Here is a 15,709-nt window from a genome sequence, read left to right as displayed (position 1 = left end):
AAAACATATGATTAAACAAATTGAAATCAATGAAGCAGATGCTTTTAAAAATTGTAAATTACAAAGACATGAGTTAGCAATTTCTTTAACAAAACTAATAAGCGGATTTACCGAAGGTGGAGTTATTGCCTTAAATAATAGTTGGGGTTCAGGAAAGACTACATTCATAAAAATGTGGGAAGGACTTCTTAAAGAAGAAAATTTCACAACGATAAATTTCAATGCTTGGGAAAATGATTTTGAAGATTCTCCACTAGTTGCACTAATTGCAGAATTAAAAAACAAATTTAACACGAATGGAGAAAGTACTTTCAAAGAAATATTAAAACACGGTGGTAAAATAACATTAGATATAGGTCAAGTTTTAGCAAAAAACATTGTCAAGAAATACATTGGTAATCAAACAATATCTGATATTATTGATGCAGTGAACAAAAGTTCAAATGAAATTTTTGCAAAGGAAATTGACAACTATTTAGAAAGAAAAAATAGCATCGAAGAATTTAAAAAATCACTGAGTTCATTTGTTACTGAAAATTCAGAAAAGCTCCCAATAATCTTTTTTATTGACGAATTAGATCGATGTCGTCCAAGCTATGCTGTAAAGTTATTAGAATGTGTAAAACATATATTTTCCGTACCCAATGTTGTTTTTATATTATCCATTGACAAAACACAATTATGCCATTCGATTAACGGTTTTTATGGTAGTGAAAAATTTGATTCATCAGATTATTTAAGAAGGTTTATTGATCTTGAGTATAGCTTACCGAAAGTTACTAATCGGGAATACTTTATTAATTTATTGGATAGATTAGATTTTAAAGAATTAATGCTTGAAAAATATGATTCCATTTATACATCGAAATTTTTAAAATCATGTGAAGCATACTTTAAAAATCTCTCATTAAGACAAATTGAAAAAATATTCCTTCATCTTTCAATAAATATCAAAACTTTCGATATTCAGTTCTCATCTTTGAATATTTTAATCTATTTACTATATATAAAAAACTTTCATTCAGATTTTTATCATAAAATTAGAAATTATAAGGTCGACTTAAACGAGTTTATGAATTTGTTTCAGAATATTTACATAACTGATTTTAAAAGTAATTCTTATTTAAATAAAAATGACATAACTCTTCTACAGGCACAAATTGTATATTCTTATAATAACTATGCTAGATCTTTTCAAATTTTTCCAGAATCACTATTTATCCAAAACAATGAATCTGGATCTACAGAAATAAATTCAAAATTATTGAGTGAAATAAATCAAGAGAGCTTTTATAAAAATTTAGTTGATATTGATAAAGGGCATACGGATGTAGCACCAGACGATTTAAAAGATATTTTTAATTGGATTGAGTTTATGAATTAAAATTTACTGTCCTTTATCTATTCCTTTGATAGAAGCATCTTTGAATTAAATCAAAGATGCTTTTTTATGTCAATTTATGAGGCTATAGCCGAAATGCGTCAACTTTCTAAACTGGGACGGACATTTTCATTTTCGTTTTACTCCTTTTCAATTTCTAGGGGTGAGACTTCAGGAATTATTGAAGTACATAATGCCCGGTTACGGAAACGAGGGCGTGTAGATGATAATCAATATGCAGAACTGCAGGAAGAATATATCAATCTCGACACCCTTGAGCCTCGCCGGTTCTGGCATTGCTGCTTAGATTCATTTAATGGACAATCACTAACCTTCACAACTGCTGAAAATGGACAATAATAAACCCGAAATAAAAGAAATTACTAAAGATACCAAGGCCATTCACCTCATGGATGGCAGTGTATATACGATATCCAGTAATTATAAAAATGACGATTCTTTATCATCTCGCTTAACATTTACCAATAGCTGGGAATCAGATCCTGCTATTGTGATGGGAAAAGAAATTGTTCCTCATGGTCACAATAACGATATGCCACAAGTGATCAGAAGGGTGATGGACAGAAGTAACATTGGCCCAGGTATTTTAAAAAGAAAAATTGGTCTGCAGTATGGGGACGGTCCTTATCTGTATACCGAAATTGTTGATCATGAGAATAACATTATCCGAAAGCCCATACCTGATGCCGAGATCAACGCCTGGTTGGAATCGTGGTCGTTTGATCGATATATTGATATCATCGTGACTGAATTTATGTATATGGAAGGATTTTACACTCGATTTTACCGTAACCGGACGAATAAACTATCTGCAGATCAACTTGCTGAATTGGGGGCAATGGGTATTACTTCTGAAAATAAGATATTGAAATTGGAAGCAGTACAAAGCTCCTGGGCTCGTCTTGGTTGGCCGAAGACTCCAGAAAAGCGATTGGAAAATGTCGACACGATTTATGTCGGTGATTTTGAAAACAATTGCTTCAGATCGGGTATCGCTTCTTACCCTGTATGGAAAAAACAGGATCCGTTTAAGCATGCTGTTGCGATGACCTATCACAACTTGTATTCTTTTTCCCGGACATTTTATTCCATTCCTAGTTATTACGGAACATTGCCGTGGTTAGAAACAGCTTCTGATATTCCCGATATATTCCGTTACCTGACCGAAAATGGTATTACTGCAGCGTTCCATATTCATAGCCCACAGATTTATTGGGATAATAAGCGCGAGCAACTTGAAAAGAAATATGAAGATGAAACCGATGCGCAGATCCTAAAACGATTAGAGGATGTCAAAACGGAATTGTTCCAGCGTATCGCCGAAACACTTTCGGGAAAACAGAATACAGGTAAGTTCATCCAGACGGTAGACTTCTATGATCAGGACGGGAATTTATGTTCATGGAAAATTGAAGCAATCGATCAATCCATCAAAGATTTCATCGAAGCTCAGATCAAAATTTCAGAAAAAGCCGATTCAGCAGCCACTTCAGGTATGGGCTTGGCGCCTTCATTGGCCAACTTAGTAACCAATGGGGGTTTAAGCTCTGGATCGCAACAATTGTATTCCATGAAATTCCACATTCTCACTGAAGTTAATAAACCCGAAAAGATCATTTTTCAAGCCATAAATGAAGCTATTGCAATCAATTGGCCTGATAAAGCACACATTAAAATGGGCTTTTCGCGTAAAGTGATCATGAAAGAAGATGAGGTGGCCCCTAAAAATCGTGTTACTAATAACGTTTAGACTATGTTAATACAAAATACTGAAGAACTTCGTTACCTAACCGGATCTTGGTATGCGAGCAATGATTTTGATCGTGTAAAAGAAGATATCGATGATGAAACGGAAGAATTGGCGCAGATCGTAGGTGATGATATTATAGACCTCGCTAAAGAAATTCAATTAAAGTCAGATCCGACTGCCGATGAAATCGAATTGCTCAAGCTCATCAAACGTCCGATCGCGATCATGGCCACGCTTCGATTTTATCAAACAAATCTCGTTTCGCATGATCAATCCACCCGTAAAATAAAAGTCGACAAAGAAAATGAGTCCGTGCCCTGGGAATGGATGCTCGACAAAGACGACGAGGCGCATATGAATAAAGCGCAGCGGGCCATCGACAGATTAATTCGTTTCCTGGATAAATCAAATTTATCAGAATGGAACGATAGTCAGGCAAAGAAAGATGCAAAAGCTTTATTTCTGAACTCGACGAAGGTATTTGGAGGCTATTATCCGATTGACAACTCTGCCCGATTCTATTATATGGCCATCCCGTTAATGCGCGAAATCCAAACATTGGAATTAAGAAAAGCACTTGGAGATGATTACACGACTTTATTAGAGGCTTTCCAAAATACACCGGATGACTTAACCGATAATCAAAAAATATTGTTGGAATTAGCACGCCGTGCTCAGGCTCTGGCAACTATTGCCCTTGCTGTTCGTCGCTTAAATGCCAAAGTACTTCCTGAAGGGATCGTCAAGTCGTTGAAATCATCGAGCCAGACGGTAAATGCTTCGCGTCCGGCACTTACGGATGAGATCAAATACTTCAGTCAAAAACTGGAAGCGGATGCCTTTGAAATGTTGGACGAAATAAAACGTGAACGGCATAAGACTAAGCCTGAAGCATTGGATTACCAACTGCTGCCAAATCATGATGTTCGAGATAAATTTATAGGTACATAATGCATACGATCGAAATTGAATCTAAAAACAAACGTATCGAACTTCCTTCCTGTTGGGATGAATGTCAGTCTGCAGATATATTTTTTATTTTAGAAAATGCATTTAAGGTTGTAGATGGCAGTATGTCGATCGCTTTATTCCGGATTAAAATGTTCCAACATTTTACAGGTTTGAAATTTGGTTTATCCTATCAAATTAGACATTTTTTGAAATTGAACAAGAAAGTAAATACAGTCATTTATCAGCTTTCACAGCAATTGTGCGACTGGATCTTTGAGGCTCAAGATGATCATTACAAATTGACTTTTGATTCGACCATCAATTATTTTCCTGAGCTGGCCAATACTGCAGGACCTGCAGATCTGCTGTCGGATCTGACATTCGGTGAATTTCAGGAATCATTGAATTTGATGAATGCCTACTTCGATAATTATGTAGATACAATACTGGCTGATGAATGTTTGATCGAATTTATTGCGTTGATCTACCGTCCCCTGGTTAAAGGTAAACGAGTCCCATTGACCGATTATACTGCAGATGACATATTATTTAAAAAAATACCACGTTGGAAGCTTAGAAGTATTATGATTTGGTTTACAAACTGTATCAATGCGATCAAAAGTGAAGATCTAACGATCAACGGGCTTGATGTTAATTTTTCAGGCATATTCCCTGAAGGTGATCAGAACGGCAATAAAAAACGTAAAGGCTTGGATCTCGGTTGGACAGGTGTATTGATCGATATCGCCGAATCAGGAGTTTTCGGTCCTGCTCCTCGAGTAAATGAAACGCCTTTATATGATATCCTTTTTTTCTTGATGAAAAGACAGGATGAATACCAGCGACAATTAGAAGCAAGTCAAAAGAAATGATAACAGTAAAAGAATTTAAAAATCTATGCACGGAAATAGTTCCCGTCATAGAAATTGATGGCTATGTGCTTGCCAGCACGTATGAGCAGGGCTCAAATAAGCTGAAGGACAAAGCTGGTTTAAGACTGGTTGGTGTATATCCTGCCTACAATATGGAAGGTGACTCTGATTCTGTACTCGAAAAAAACGAGATGTTGATGTTTATAGTGGTTCGTCAAAAAGAAGGCGGTACCGATGAGGAAGAAATTGAACAATACAGCGCGACACTGGATGCAATGTTACGTTTAAGAAAGTATTTAACCTCAGATCGATCTGGGACCTATTGTAAGCTATTCTTCAACATCGATGTGTCGAGTATTCAGATAGATCCCGAATACAATATTTTTGGCGGTTACCTGGGCTATTCCATCAAATTCATTTGCTAAATTTACACTATGGGACTACTTAAAAAGCTGAAGAAAACATCAAAGGTCATCACGATCAAACAAACAACAGATCTTTATCTTGATATCGATCGTCTGAAGCAACAAAAAATGCTGGAAACAACCGATGAAGGAGTATTTTATTCATTTCCGGAACTCCTGCAGATGAAAAACTCCGAAGCATTCCTCCGCAAACTCTACATCTACGGACGTACAACCGGTTTGCTCGTTGAAGGTGATATCCTCACCATCGAGGATATCATGCCCGACGAGGACTCCAAGATCAGGCTGGCAACCGTGCTGTCAGATAATATCATCATACATTAAATCAAAAGGCAATCAAATCGATTGCCTTTTTTGGTTATATTAGGTGCTTAAATATTAACCATATGAATATATTATTACAAGCAGCTTATAAAGTAATCGATGTTCCCGTACACTCATGTTATGATATTGCTAAGGATTTTATTGTGCCCTCATTAACAATATTTGTTTCAGTTATAGTAGTTTATTTCGGATTTTATTTACAAAAAAGGCATTTAAATCAAGCAAAGCTCTTACAAGAAAGAGAAACCAAAATTCAAAATAAAGATATTCTTGAGCTGAATAATGAGTCTTTGATTACAAACCTAAAATTTACAATTGATAGTTTAATTGAATGTAAATCAAATTTAAATTTAGATAATTTCACAAGAATGAACTATCCTAAATACGATTCATCCCAATGCTCTACAATTGTAAGTATTGGTTATATATCAATTTTCAATTTAATTGATAAAAAAAATCCCTCTGATCGACAGTTATTTTCATCGTACTGGAATTCAGTATCAAATATTCCTGATAATTTCAATTCTTTAAGTAACTACCTAATTTATATTCTGCAAGAATTTAATCGACTAAATAATAGTATTAATGACTTAAATCATTTAATTACAACCGAAGTTTCAAACAAAATACACGATGCCTTTGAACCATTTGAAACTTATACACTTGACATTGAGAATGTAACAGATCCTAAAGTTAAGTTAGCATGGCTCCTTAAAAACGCTGTGGATAAATTAAACGAAGACAAAAAAGGATTATCTGCTACAGAAAACTACTTGCAAGATCTTGATAAAATTAAATTTGATCCTTTAGCATCTAAAGTTATTACCTCCGAATTTGCACAAAATATTGTAAGAGCACTATATTATTTCAAATCAATGAAATCTTTATTTGAAACAAGTTCTACTACATTGACCTCTTATATTTCAACTTTTCAAAAAGACACTAATTTTGTTACTCTATTTAATGAGTTACTATTAAAAAAGACCTTTGATTTATCAAAATAATTACTGGTTTCAAACTGTATAATATCACTAATATAAAAGGCTATCAAATCGATTGCCTTTTTTGGTTATATTAGTTGCTTAAATATTAACCATATGAATTTATTTCTATTTTTCGATACTTACTATGTGAATGGTGAGGAATCTCTTTTTTCATTTTATAGTTTTTTAAAAGATTTTGTTCTTCCTGCTGCTGCAATTTTTTTTTCCATTAAAGCAGTTTATTGGGGTATTAATAAGCAAAATACACTAAAGGAAATCGAAATTAATATCGAAAAAGAAAATGAAAGGGTTTTATTGTCGGAAATTATAAAATTCAATAATCCAATTTTAATAGAAAGCATTAAAGGAGCAATGATAAGCCTAGAGAAAACTAAAGGCATATTTAACTTTAAAGATTTTAAAGCCATAACAATTACAACGATGAATTCTACTAATTTTGATGTTGTGAAAAATTTTGGGTATGTGAGGATTATACAATTAATAGATAGTAATAATGAAGATGATTTCAAAATAGCATCTAAGTATTGGGTGACTATTGATTCTATAATTAGAAATTATACATCTGTAAATAATTATTTGAAAATTATTGAGGAGCAATATAGAATAAACAATAATGAATTAAATCGCATAAATCATGAGATAGCTCAAGAAACATCAATAAACATACACAGTATAATTCCGCCTTATACTACAATTGAAATTTCGCAAGCACAAATAGAATCTGATCCTTTACTAAAACTAGCTATAAGATCCAATGATATTACAACACAATTTAAAGCATCTAAAGATTCTCATTTGAATAAGCTTAAAGAGTTTTTGACAAACCTTTCTACGTTGAAGGAAGATAAGGTTATTTCTCAAGGAATTAATGCGGAATATGCTCAAAAAATAGAGTCAGCCCTCGGTATATTAGGAACAATAGAGAACCTCTTTAAATCAGGAAATAGCACAATAAAAAACTATTTAGAAATTTTTGCCACGAATAAAGCCGCAATAGAAAAATTCAATGAATTAATATCGAAAAAGGATTATAAAACACCGAAAAAAGAACAAATTTCAATACAAAAATACATTAAAAACCTGTTTTACAGCTAATTATTAAATTATATTGAAAGTTCAATTTCGCTCACACAAGAACGACACCAGCCCGCCCTGCCGGTGAATTGCAATTACACCGCTGGGGCAAACGGCGGATATATGACAATAATTTTAAAAAAAATGCCTTTAAATGTATTTAAAGGCACTTTTTTGGTTAAATTCGACCGATAGATTCGACCCCGTTGATGTCCCGATCGACTAAGACTCAACGACTACCGACTTAGGTCCGAAAACCTCTGTCCTTTCTGCCCCCTTCCGACCGACCTACCTTCGATTATCAACTCAAACAGCATGAAAATCGAATCTACATTCATCAGAAATATTCTGAAGGAAGAGGGTGCTAGGATGAAGACTAATCAGGGTAAGGCAATTGCTCGGGAGGTTAAATTTCATTCACACCGTTTACTGCAAGATCGTACAGTCACTATCCTTCCAACCTCCGAAATGGGCGGTACACTAAGCTACTCCGTACCTCATTACAACCGCTTATTAGATCTAAAGCGAGAGCGCAAAAACAAGTCAGGAACGGGCACTGTGGTTAAATCACTCCGTATATACAATAGGTTTGTAATGGGTACTTACTACGCCATCGGCTTTAGGGTCGCAAATGATTTCACAGAAGCAGTTCGTCGTGATATCAGGTTGCAAATGAAAGGGGGAGCAAATGGCTAAGAAGCTATCTGAAGAAGATCTTGTCCTCAACATCATTGTCAATGGTAACAAGGCGCAATCGGATATCGGAAAGGTATCCCGAACATTAGTTGATGCGAAAGCTAACTTAAAAGCAGCCCAGTCAGAAATGAAGGAACTGGAAAAGCAGGGCAAAACGAATTCAGCACGTTACCAAACGTTGACAACTGATATTGGGAAATACAATGCTGCTATCACTGAATCTAAAAAGAAGTTAGCTGAATTGAACCAGTCATTAAAACTTAATGAACTAAGTGAAAAACAATTAGAGGCTGCTTTAAAACGGAATATCAATTTACGAAAACAATCAGTACCTGGATCAGATAGCTATAAGGCTTATTCGGCCCAAATAGATCAGGTCCGGAATCGTTTAATAGAATTACGCGCTGGTGCGGATAACACTGGTAATTCACTCATGAGAATGGGTAATCGTTTGAATCAATATATCGGTACCATTGTAGCCGGAGGTGCTTCATTGATTGCTATGTGGTCTGGAGTAAAGAAAGCTACAAATGAATTTGCTCATTTCGATGATGTCTTGGCCGATGTCCAAAAGACCACCAACCTGACAAAGAATGGTGTTAAAGATCTGAATACTGAATTAGCTAAGATCGAAACAAGGACCAGCCAGGAGGATCTATTGGGTTTAGGACGTATAGCCGGCAAATTAGGTTACACGGATATCAAAGATATTACCGAGTTCGTTCGAGCAAATAACCAGATCATCGTTTCCCTTAATGAAGATCTTGGAGGGAATGTCGAAGAGACGGTTAACAAGATCGGTAAGTTAGTCGATATCTTTAAACTGAAAGACTTATACAGTACTGAAGAAGCTTTCTTAAAAGTTGGTTCATCGATCAATGAACTTGGTATGGCATCAACGGCCAACGAGGGTTATATGGTTGAGTTTGCTCGGCGAATGGCTGGTGTTGCTCCTCTAGCAGGAATAACGATTGATCAGATCCTCGGTCTAGGTGCTACACTTGATCAGCTCGGCCAGTCTGAAGAGGTATCATCGACTTCACTTAGCAAGATGTTTCTGTCTATGGCGAAAAATGCTGAAGTCTACAGCAAGTATGCCGGCATGCAGATTACCGATTTTAAAAATCTGCTGGAAAAGGATTTCATGGCTGCGTTTACTAAAGTTTTATCTGGAGTAAAAGATAATGCTGCAGGTATGACAGAACTTGCAGCAACCCTTGGCGATCTGGGTGAAGATGGTGGTCGTACAATCGGGGTATTGGGATCGCTAGCAAATAACGTCGATGTATTAAAGGCATCGATGGATCTTGCATCGGTATCAATGCAGGAAGGAACCTCGATATCGGCTGAGTATGCAATAAAAAACCAGACTGCAGTAGCAAAATTAGAGATGGCTCAAAAGCAGGTAAAAGCTTTTTGGATCGAACTGGGTGAAAAATTAATGCCCGTCATGACATCAACCAATAGCATTTTAGGTTTTTTTCTCAAGACCCTAACTACTCTAGTAACTTTTATTTCATCAAATTTTAGGGCAATATCATCCTTGACTATTGCTGTAGTTGCATACTATACTGCAGTTCAAATCGCAGCAAAGTGGGAAGCTATTAGCAGTGGGCTGCTTGCTGCAAAAAGAGTGCTACTTGCTGGTGTAACAATTGTTCAGGGTTTATTGACGGGTGCAATCACGAGAACTGCAGCCGCTCAACAATTGTTGAATTTAAGAATGCTTGCCAATCCATATGGTTTAGTAGCCGCCGCGCTGGCCGGGTTGATTGCTTATATGGTAATTGGTAGAGATAAAATAAATGCGCTGACTGAAGCACAAAACAAATTGGCCTCCGCTGCTGAAAATGCTAAAATTGAAACCTCTGGTGAAACATCCGCTATTGATACTAATCTGAAGGCTGTTCTGAATAGTAAAACTGCTATTGAGCAAAAGAAATTGGCTATAGAAAAATTACGTCAAATCATGCCTGATGTATTGAAAGATTATACCGATGAAGAGATTATGGCCGGAAAAGCAACTACGGCTATTAAAGCACAGTCTGAAGCAATTGTATTACGCGCTCAGGCTCGCTTACAGGAGGAAATGATTCTTGAAGGCATGCGTAAACGAGAACAAGTAACGCAAAAGTTAAATCAAGGCTTTAGTGGTCTGGGTACAATGGAACAGTTAGGATACTATGCCCAAGGTTTTCTTTCGTTCCAAAGGCCAATGGAATTATTCTTAAATGATATACGGGATGGATATGAGGATGCTGACGCGTCTGTAAAAACATACCAACAAGGCCTAATGGATACTATGAAGACTTTAGCTACTCTACAACTTAAAATAGCTTCAAGTAGTATTCAACCTGATGGAACAAAAGTTGGAACCGACACCAGCAAGGAAGATGCAAAAGCAGCTCGTGCAGTTGAAGCTGCTTCTAAGAAAGCTCGTCTGAAGGAATTGGATGATGCTAAAATAAATTATCAGGAAAAATTAAAAGCAGAAGGTTTATTTCAAAAAGACATTAATTCGTTAACAGCAGAGCAGCTGGAGAAACGGGCACAGATCAAAGATGATTATATCAAAAAAGAAAACGAAATAAATGCTAAATACAATCATTCACAACGTGAGCAAACAAACAAAGATTCTGCTGAGTTAGATCGTAGGGCAGCGAATGAACGTAGATATCGTGACAAACTTGTCGATAAAACTGATCCCTTAATTCAACAGGAAAAGGAAGCATATGAAAAACGATTAGAGCAAGCTGGTTTATTTGATAAAGAAATGGAGGATAAGATCAAGAAAAGGGATTCGCTTAGTGTAGAACAGAAGACCGCTCTTGAAATCTTACAAAAGAACCACCAGAAGAATCTGAATAAAATAGATGCCGATGCGATCGCTAAGCATACGGATAAAGTCCTTAAAGCAAATGCTGATGAACTTGCTGATCTCAAAATAAAGCATATCGATGAGCTGTCGTCCATCACGACATTGGCTCAGGCTAAAGAAGCTTTAGCCGGCAAATTATCGGATAAAGAACTTAGATCTGTCACTTCCTTTAATGAAGCGCGTAAGCTTCTGCAAAATCAGCAAGATCTTGAAGAGCAAAATTTAAAAAAGGCTCATCTCGAGGAATTACTGAAAATATTGCAAGCCACTCTTGAAAGTGGTCAAATGGAGGGGGTCGATCTTAATAACATTGCTTTAACAGAAGAAAAAAAGGAGGTCCTTAAAAAATCGATTCTTGAAGTCAAAGAAATACTTGCAACATTAACGACTGCAGAGAAAAAAAAGGATATAGAAAAGGTCGATATCTTAGGGATGTCATCTGATGACTGGAAGACGCTATTTGACAATTTAGCTAAAGGTAAAATAGATATTGAAGGCCTTTTGGGTTTAATGGGTGCAATGACTCAAGTATGGTCCCAATACAACAGCTTTGTTGCTGCAGGTGAAAATCGAAAACTTCAGGATGATGAGCAGGCTAATAAGAAAAAGAAATCAAATCTTGATGCTAGACTCAAGTCGGGTACCATATCGCAAGAGTCATATAACAAACAGGTCGAGAAGCTTGATAAAGATCTTGATAAGAAAAAATCTGAGGTAGCGCATAACCAAGCTAAACGTGATCGAAATGTGGCTTTGATGTCGGCGATCGTTAATACAGCAACAGCTGTCACCAAGATATTAACTTTAGGTTTGATCGGGATGATCTTAGCTCCTATCGTTGGTGCAATGGGTGCCTTGCAGGTTGGTACTATTCTAAAAACGCCACTACCAGCTATCGAAGGTCGTGAAGATGGTGGATATCTCGACGTGACCAGATCGCAGGATGGTAAACAGTTTCGAGCTAAGAACCGACCGAATCAACGTGGATTTGTCAATGAACCTACTGTGATAGTCGGGGAAAATGGGAAAGAATGGGTAGCATCGGCCAGTACCGTTAATAATCCTTTTGCCGCGCCAATCATTTCACTCCTGGACACGATGCAATCAAATGGCCGGATAGATCCTGCAGTATTGAGTAACATCATCACATCGACAATGCCTGGGCGTGTCAACGGTGGATATCTGAATAATAATAGTTCTAGATCTTCAACTGCAACACGTGGTCAAACAACGATCGTAAATGAGTCTGATGAAGAAATTCGTAAACTGATCGCGAACAATACTGCAGTAACTAATGCGCTTTATCAAGCCGTTAAAAATGGGGTATCTGTATCGCTTTTAGGTCCAGAAGGATTTAAGGCTAAAATGGCGGAATTGGATCGTATTCAAAATAACGCTGATCTTTAGTGTCCTTTATTCAAGCATAGCTCAATGATAATTTTGAGCCATGCTTGAAATCCTAGTTAGAAACATATTTGTTGATCTGCCTGAAGATATTCAGATCGCTATGACGAACGAAAATCCGTTGCTCATCTCTGATAAACTGCCAGTACCTTATTCTCTTTCTTTTCAACTTCCACCAACGCCTAAGAATTCAGGGGTATTTGCCCATGCTAATCGTCTTGCTACACACGAAGATGGTAAAGCTTTTAAAGCAGCTCCCTGCAAGATCTTCTTTCAGTCGATTTGTATTCTTCAGGGAACTATCACGCTCGACGAATATAATAAAGGTTTCAATGCAACATTCAAGGCTGTCGATTTCAATGATAATTTGAAGGCGGGTTTTTATAAAAAGGATTTTGGACAGCTTGTATTCAGTGGTGATGTCCTGATCCCTGGCTTTGACGATCCAGCATCATTTGATTTTCACTACAAAGCTTGGACGGATACACTCGCTTACAACTCGCATCCAGACTATATAGCGGCTCCGATCTATGTCAAAATGTGGAATCATCCATTTTCATTTTATCGAGAACATGCTTCAGGCAATGGTAGTAATTCGATCCGTGTTCGAATGATCACGATGATGCAGGATCTCTATCTAAGTATGTTCAATGTCAATGATCAATCTTTCTTCTTCAAGACAGATGACGATCGTACCCAATCGACATCTTTGATATTTCCACTTTTCCGGCTTGGTTTTTTAGTCGATTGCTTGGTCGGGAATAACCTGAATAGCTCGCCTTTTGATGCGACCGAAATGCGAGATGTGTTGGTGCCCACTTTTTATTTTAAAGGGCTTACCCGTGCATTATCTTTAATTCTTACCAGTAGCCCCTACCGGGAAAATCCTGCCTATGTAACTTTTAGTGATTATATGCCTGAGATCAATGCAAATGATTTCCTGAAGACGATCTTAAATATTTTCTGTATGACATTATCAGCTCATAAAGGCGGTTTTGTAGTCAACTTTAATAAAGAGATTTTTCAAGCAGGTTTAAAATACGATTGGAGTAATAAGCTTATCGATGAATTGGCGATTAAAACAGTCGATGGCTTATTTTATGATTTCGGTTTTCAGGACGAAGAATATTATGTACCAGTTGAAGTGGTTCCTGAAGTCCAGACACATGAAGACATGTATAATACTCCTTTTAATCTACCAACTGTAGACGACAGCTATGAAGAGTTTTTCTACATAAAAGATACTGAGCAATATTTCCTAAAGTCAGCCTACTATCAATCGTACCGGGAAAATAACCAAGATCAATATGAATTGATGATCGCATATGATTTTAAAGGTTATAAGAAACCGGTGCGTAAAGAACCTGCTCCTGATCAGGAAACGTATGATGCAAAAAGTGATTTAAAACAAATGTATCTGCAGCCTTCGCCATATTGGACGACGCTGTCCAACGATGATACAAAGAGATTTTGGACCGTACCCATGTGGATCCCTGAAGAGGGCGACGGTTATGATAAGAGTAAACGTAATGTAAGATCTAAAAGCATTTCCTTATTGCTCTATTCCGGTGTCCGAAAAACTGTTGATGGTAGCAAAGATTATCCATTTGTATCACCCTATAAAAACGACAACATTTCTTTGAAATGGGACGGCGCAGATGGTCTATTGAATAAATATCACCTGGATTTCCAAAAATGGATTGAACGGACAAAAACGAAAGCAACCGGTACATTTTTATTATCACCGCTTGATCTGAATAAACTCGCGATCACGGATAAAATCCATGTTCAAGGGCGAAACTTCTTTATCGAAAAAATGCAGTACGTGATCAGGAAAGATAAAATCGACCCAGTTGTTGTGGACCTCGTCGAGGTGTAGCCTTGTCCTTTATTAACATACCTCTAACCATCAAATTTGTAACAAACCACTAAAATGAATGAATTATTTAAAATAGTATTCACACCCTTGCTGACGGCATTGACCCGGCGATTTAAGGAAACCATCTTCGTCATGTTGATCATCGCAGTAATTTGGGCCGTGTCGGTCAATCGGGACGATCAGAACAACAATAAAGATGATTGTCAAGTACAATTAAAGGATGCTCAGGAAGAATTGAAAGATACACGAAAGCAATTACTGCAGGCGGTTCTGCAGAGCAAGGCCCAGGACGCCAATACTGCTCGAAACGATGAGCAAATACGTAAACAATCAAAAACAGATATTAAACAAGTAATGCCCTAAAACTATAAAGCCATGAAAAATTTCATTTTTATCTTACTAATCGCGGTATGTGGTATTATCGCCTTTACATTTTATCAGGAAAATAAATCCCTGCAACTTGCAAACAAGGATCTCGTAGAATTAAAACCTGGGAATGCTTATAATCCGATCGTAGAAACTATTATTGATACCGTTGCAGGAAAATCCACTGTGGTCTATCTTCCTGCAGAGACCTCCAATAATATTGGCGATTATGTGTCGAAAAGTGTAGCTGACTCATTGCAAGCTGCTTTGAAAATTGCCGTTAAGGATCTGAAGTCTTATAAATCATTCGTGATCACACTGCAGGACTCCCTGAAGGGAAATGTGTATAAAGACAAACAAGGTGCACAATGGGCTTCTTTAAAAGATAAAACATTTGATATCCGGTACAACATTGATTCTAACCTATGGATACCTAAAGTAACGATCAAGCCTGAGCTATTGACTTATCGCACCCGAAAGAGCATATTTCACCCTTACAAATACAATAGTGCAATCATCGTCGATGATTCTAGGGCTGAAATTTCATTTGTACAAGACTTCACCAAGATCAAGCAGCCGTCCCGTTGGGGGATCGGTGCATTTGGTGGTCCGATCATGACACCCGTGGGATTGTCTTATGGTGTAGGACTTGGATTGACCTATGATCTGATATCGTTTTAGGCT

Annotated in this window: 14 protein-coding genes; all 14 read left to right on the top strand. The window is 36.9% G+C overall.

The features are described 5' to 3' along the window. The first annotated feature begins 7 nt into the window (after positions 1 to 7). The 14 genes from WH188_RS01225 (at position 8) to WH188_RS01160 (ending at position 15,706) form a co-directional block, all read left to right on the top strand. Positions 8 to 1,384 (top strand): KAP family P-loop NTPase fold protein, encoded by a 1,377-nt coding sequence (locus WH188_RS01225; RefSeq protein WP_339423093.1) that lies wholly within the window; start codon positions 8 to 10, stop codon positions 1,382 to 1,384. Positions 1,385 to 1,450: 66 nt separating this feature from the next. Then, positions 1,451 to 1,741, top strand: a complete 291-nt coding sequence (locus tag WH188_RS01220; protein ID WP_339423092.1) for a hypothetical protein — start codon at positions 1,451 to 1,453, stop codon at positions 1,739 to 1,741. Continuing rightward, entirely contained in the window at positions 1,731 to 3,152 is a 1,422-nt protein-coding gene (locus WH188_RS01215; protein WP_339423091.1) for a hypothetical protein, read from the top strand. Before WH188_RS01220 ends, WH188_RS01215 begins: the two co-directional genes overlap by 11 nt. A gap of 3 nt (positions 3,153 to 3,155) precedes the next feature. Further along, a complete protein-coding gene (locus WH188_RS01210) occupies positions 3,156 to 4,103 on the top strand; it encodes a DUF6712 family protein (protein ID WP_339423090.1) in 948 nt (315 codons plus the stop codon). Beyond that, a complete protein-coding gene (locus tag WH188_RS01205) occupies positions 4,103 to 4,975 on the top strand; it encodes a hypothetical protein (protein WP_339423089.1) in 873 nt (290 codons plus the stop codon). The genes WH188_RS01210 and WH188_RS01205 overlap by 1 nt, the downstream gene beginning before the upstream one ends. Continuing rightward, the gene (locus tag WH188_RS01200; RefSeq protein ID WP_339423088.1) at positions 4,972 to 5,400 is read left to right on the top strand and encodes a hypothetical protein; all 429 of its coding nucleotides are present in this window, start codon (positions 4,972 to 4,974) and stop codon (positions 5,398 to 5,400) included. Before WH188_RS01205 ends, WH188_RS01200 begins: the two co-directional genes overlap by 4 nt. A gap of 9 nt (positions 5,401 to 5,409) precedes the next feature. Continuing rightward, complete coding sequence (locus WH188_RS01195) at positions 5,410 to 5,724, top strand: hypothetical protein (protein ID WP_339423087.1); 315 nt, start codon at positions 5,410 to 5,412, stop codon at positions 5,722 to 5,724. Positions 5,725 to 5,786: 62 nt separating this feature from the next. Further along, on the top strand, positions 5,787 to 6,728 hold the full coding sequence (locus WH188_RS01190) for a hypothetical protein (protein WP_339423086.1): 942 nt from the start codon (positions 5,787 to 5,789) through the stop codon (positions 6,726 to 6,728). A gap of 93 nt (positions 6,729 to 6,821) precedes the next feature. Further along, positions 6,822 to 7,823: a hypothetical protein gene (locus tag WH188_RS01185; RefSeq protein ID WP_339423085.1), complete on the top strand. Its 1,002-nt coding sequence runs from the start codon at positions 6,822 to 6,824 to the stop codon at positions 7,821 to 7,823. Positions 7,824 to 8,117: 294 nt separating this feature from the next. Beyond that, positions 8,118 to 8,498, top strand: a complete 381-nt coding sequence (locus WH188_RS01180; RefSeq protein ID WP_339423084.1) for a hypothetical protein — start codon at positions 8,118 to 8,120, stop codon at positions 8,496 to 8,498. Continuing rightward, on the top strand, positions 8,491 to 12,783 hold the full coding sequence (locus WH188_RS01175) for a phage tail tape measure protein (protein WP_339423083.1): 4,293 nt from the start codon (positions 8,491 to 8,493) through the stop codon (positions 12,781 to 12,783). Before WH188_RS01180 ends, WH188_RS01175 begins: the two co-directional genes overlap by 8 nt. Before the next feature lie 40 nt (positions 12,784 to 12,823). Next, a complete protein-coding gene (locus WH188_RS01170; protein WP_339423082.1) occupies positions 12,824 to 14,659 on the top strand; it encodes a hypothetical protein in 1,836 nt (611 codons plus the stop codon). 132 nt (positions 14,660 to 14,791) lie between these two features. Then, positions 14,792 to 15,022: a hypothetical protein gene (locus WH188_RS01165; protein ID WP_339423081.1), complete on the top strand. Its 231-nt coding sequence runs from the start codon at positions 14,792 to 14,794 to the stop codon at positions 15,020 to 15,022. A gap of 12 nt (positions 15,023 to 15,034) precedes the next feature. After that, on the top strand, positions 15,035 to 15,706 hold the full coding sequence (locus tag WH188_RS01160; protein ID WP_339423080.1) for a hypothetical protein: 672 nt from the start codon (positions 15,035 to 15,037) through the stop codon (positions 15,704 to 15,706). Positions 15,707 to 15,709 lie beyond the last annotated feature (3 nt).

It is taken from the genome of Sphingobacterium sp. MYb388, assembly GCF_037479535.1.
Lineage (GTDB): Bacteria > Bacteroidota > Bacteroidia > Sphingobacteriales > Sphingobacteriaceae > Sphingobacterium > Sphingobacterium anhuiense.
The sequence above is the reverse complement of the archived record's forward strand: the minus strand, read 5'-3'. Positions and strand labels throughout refer to the sequence as shown.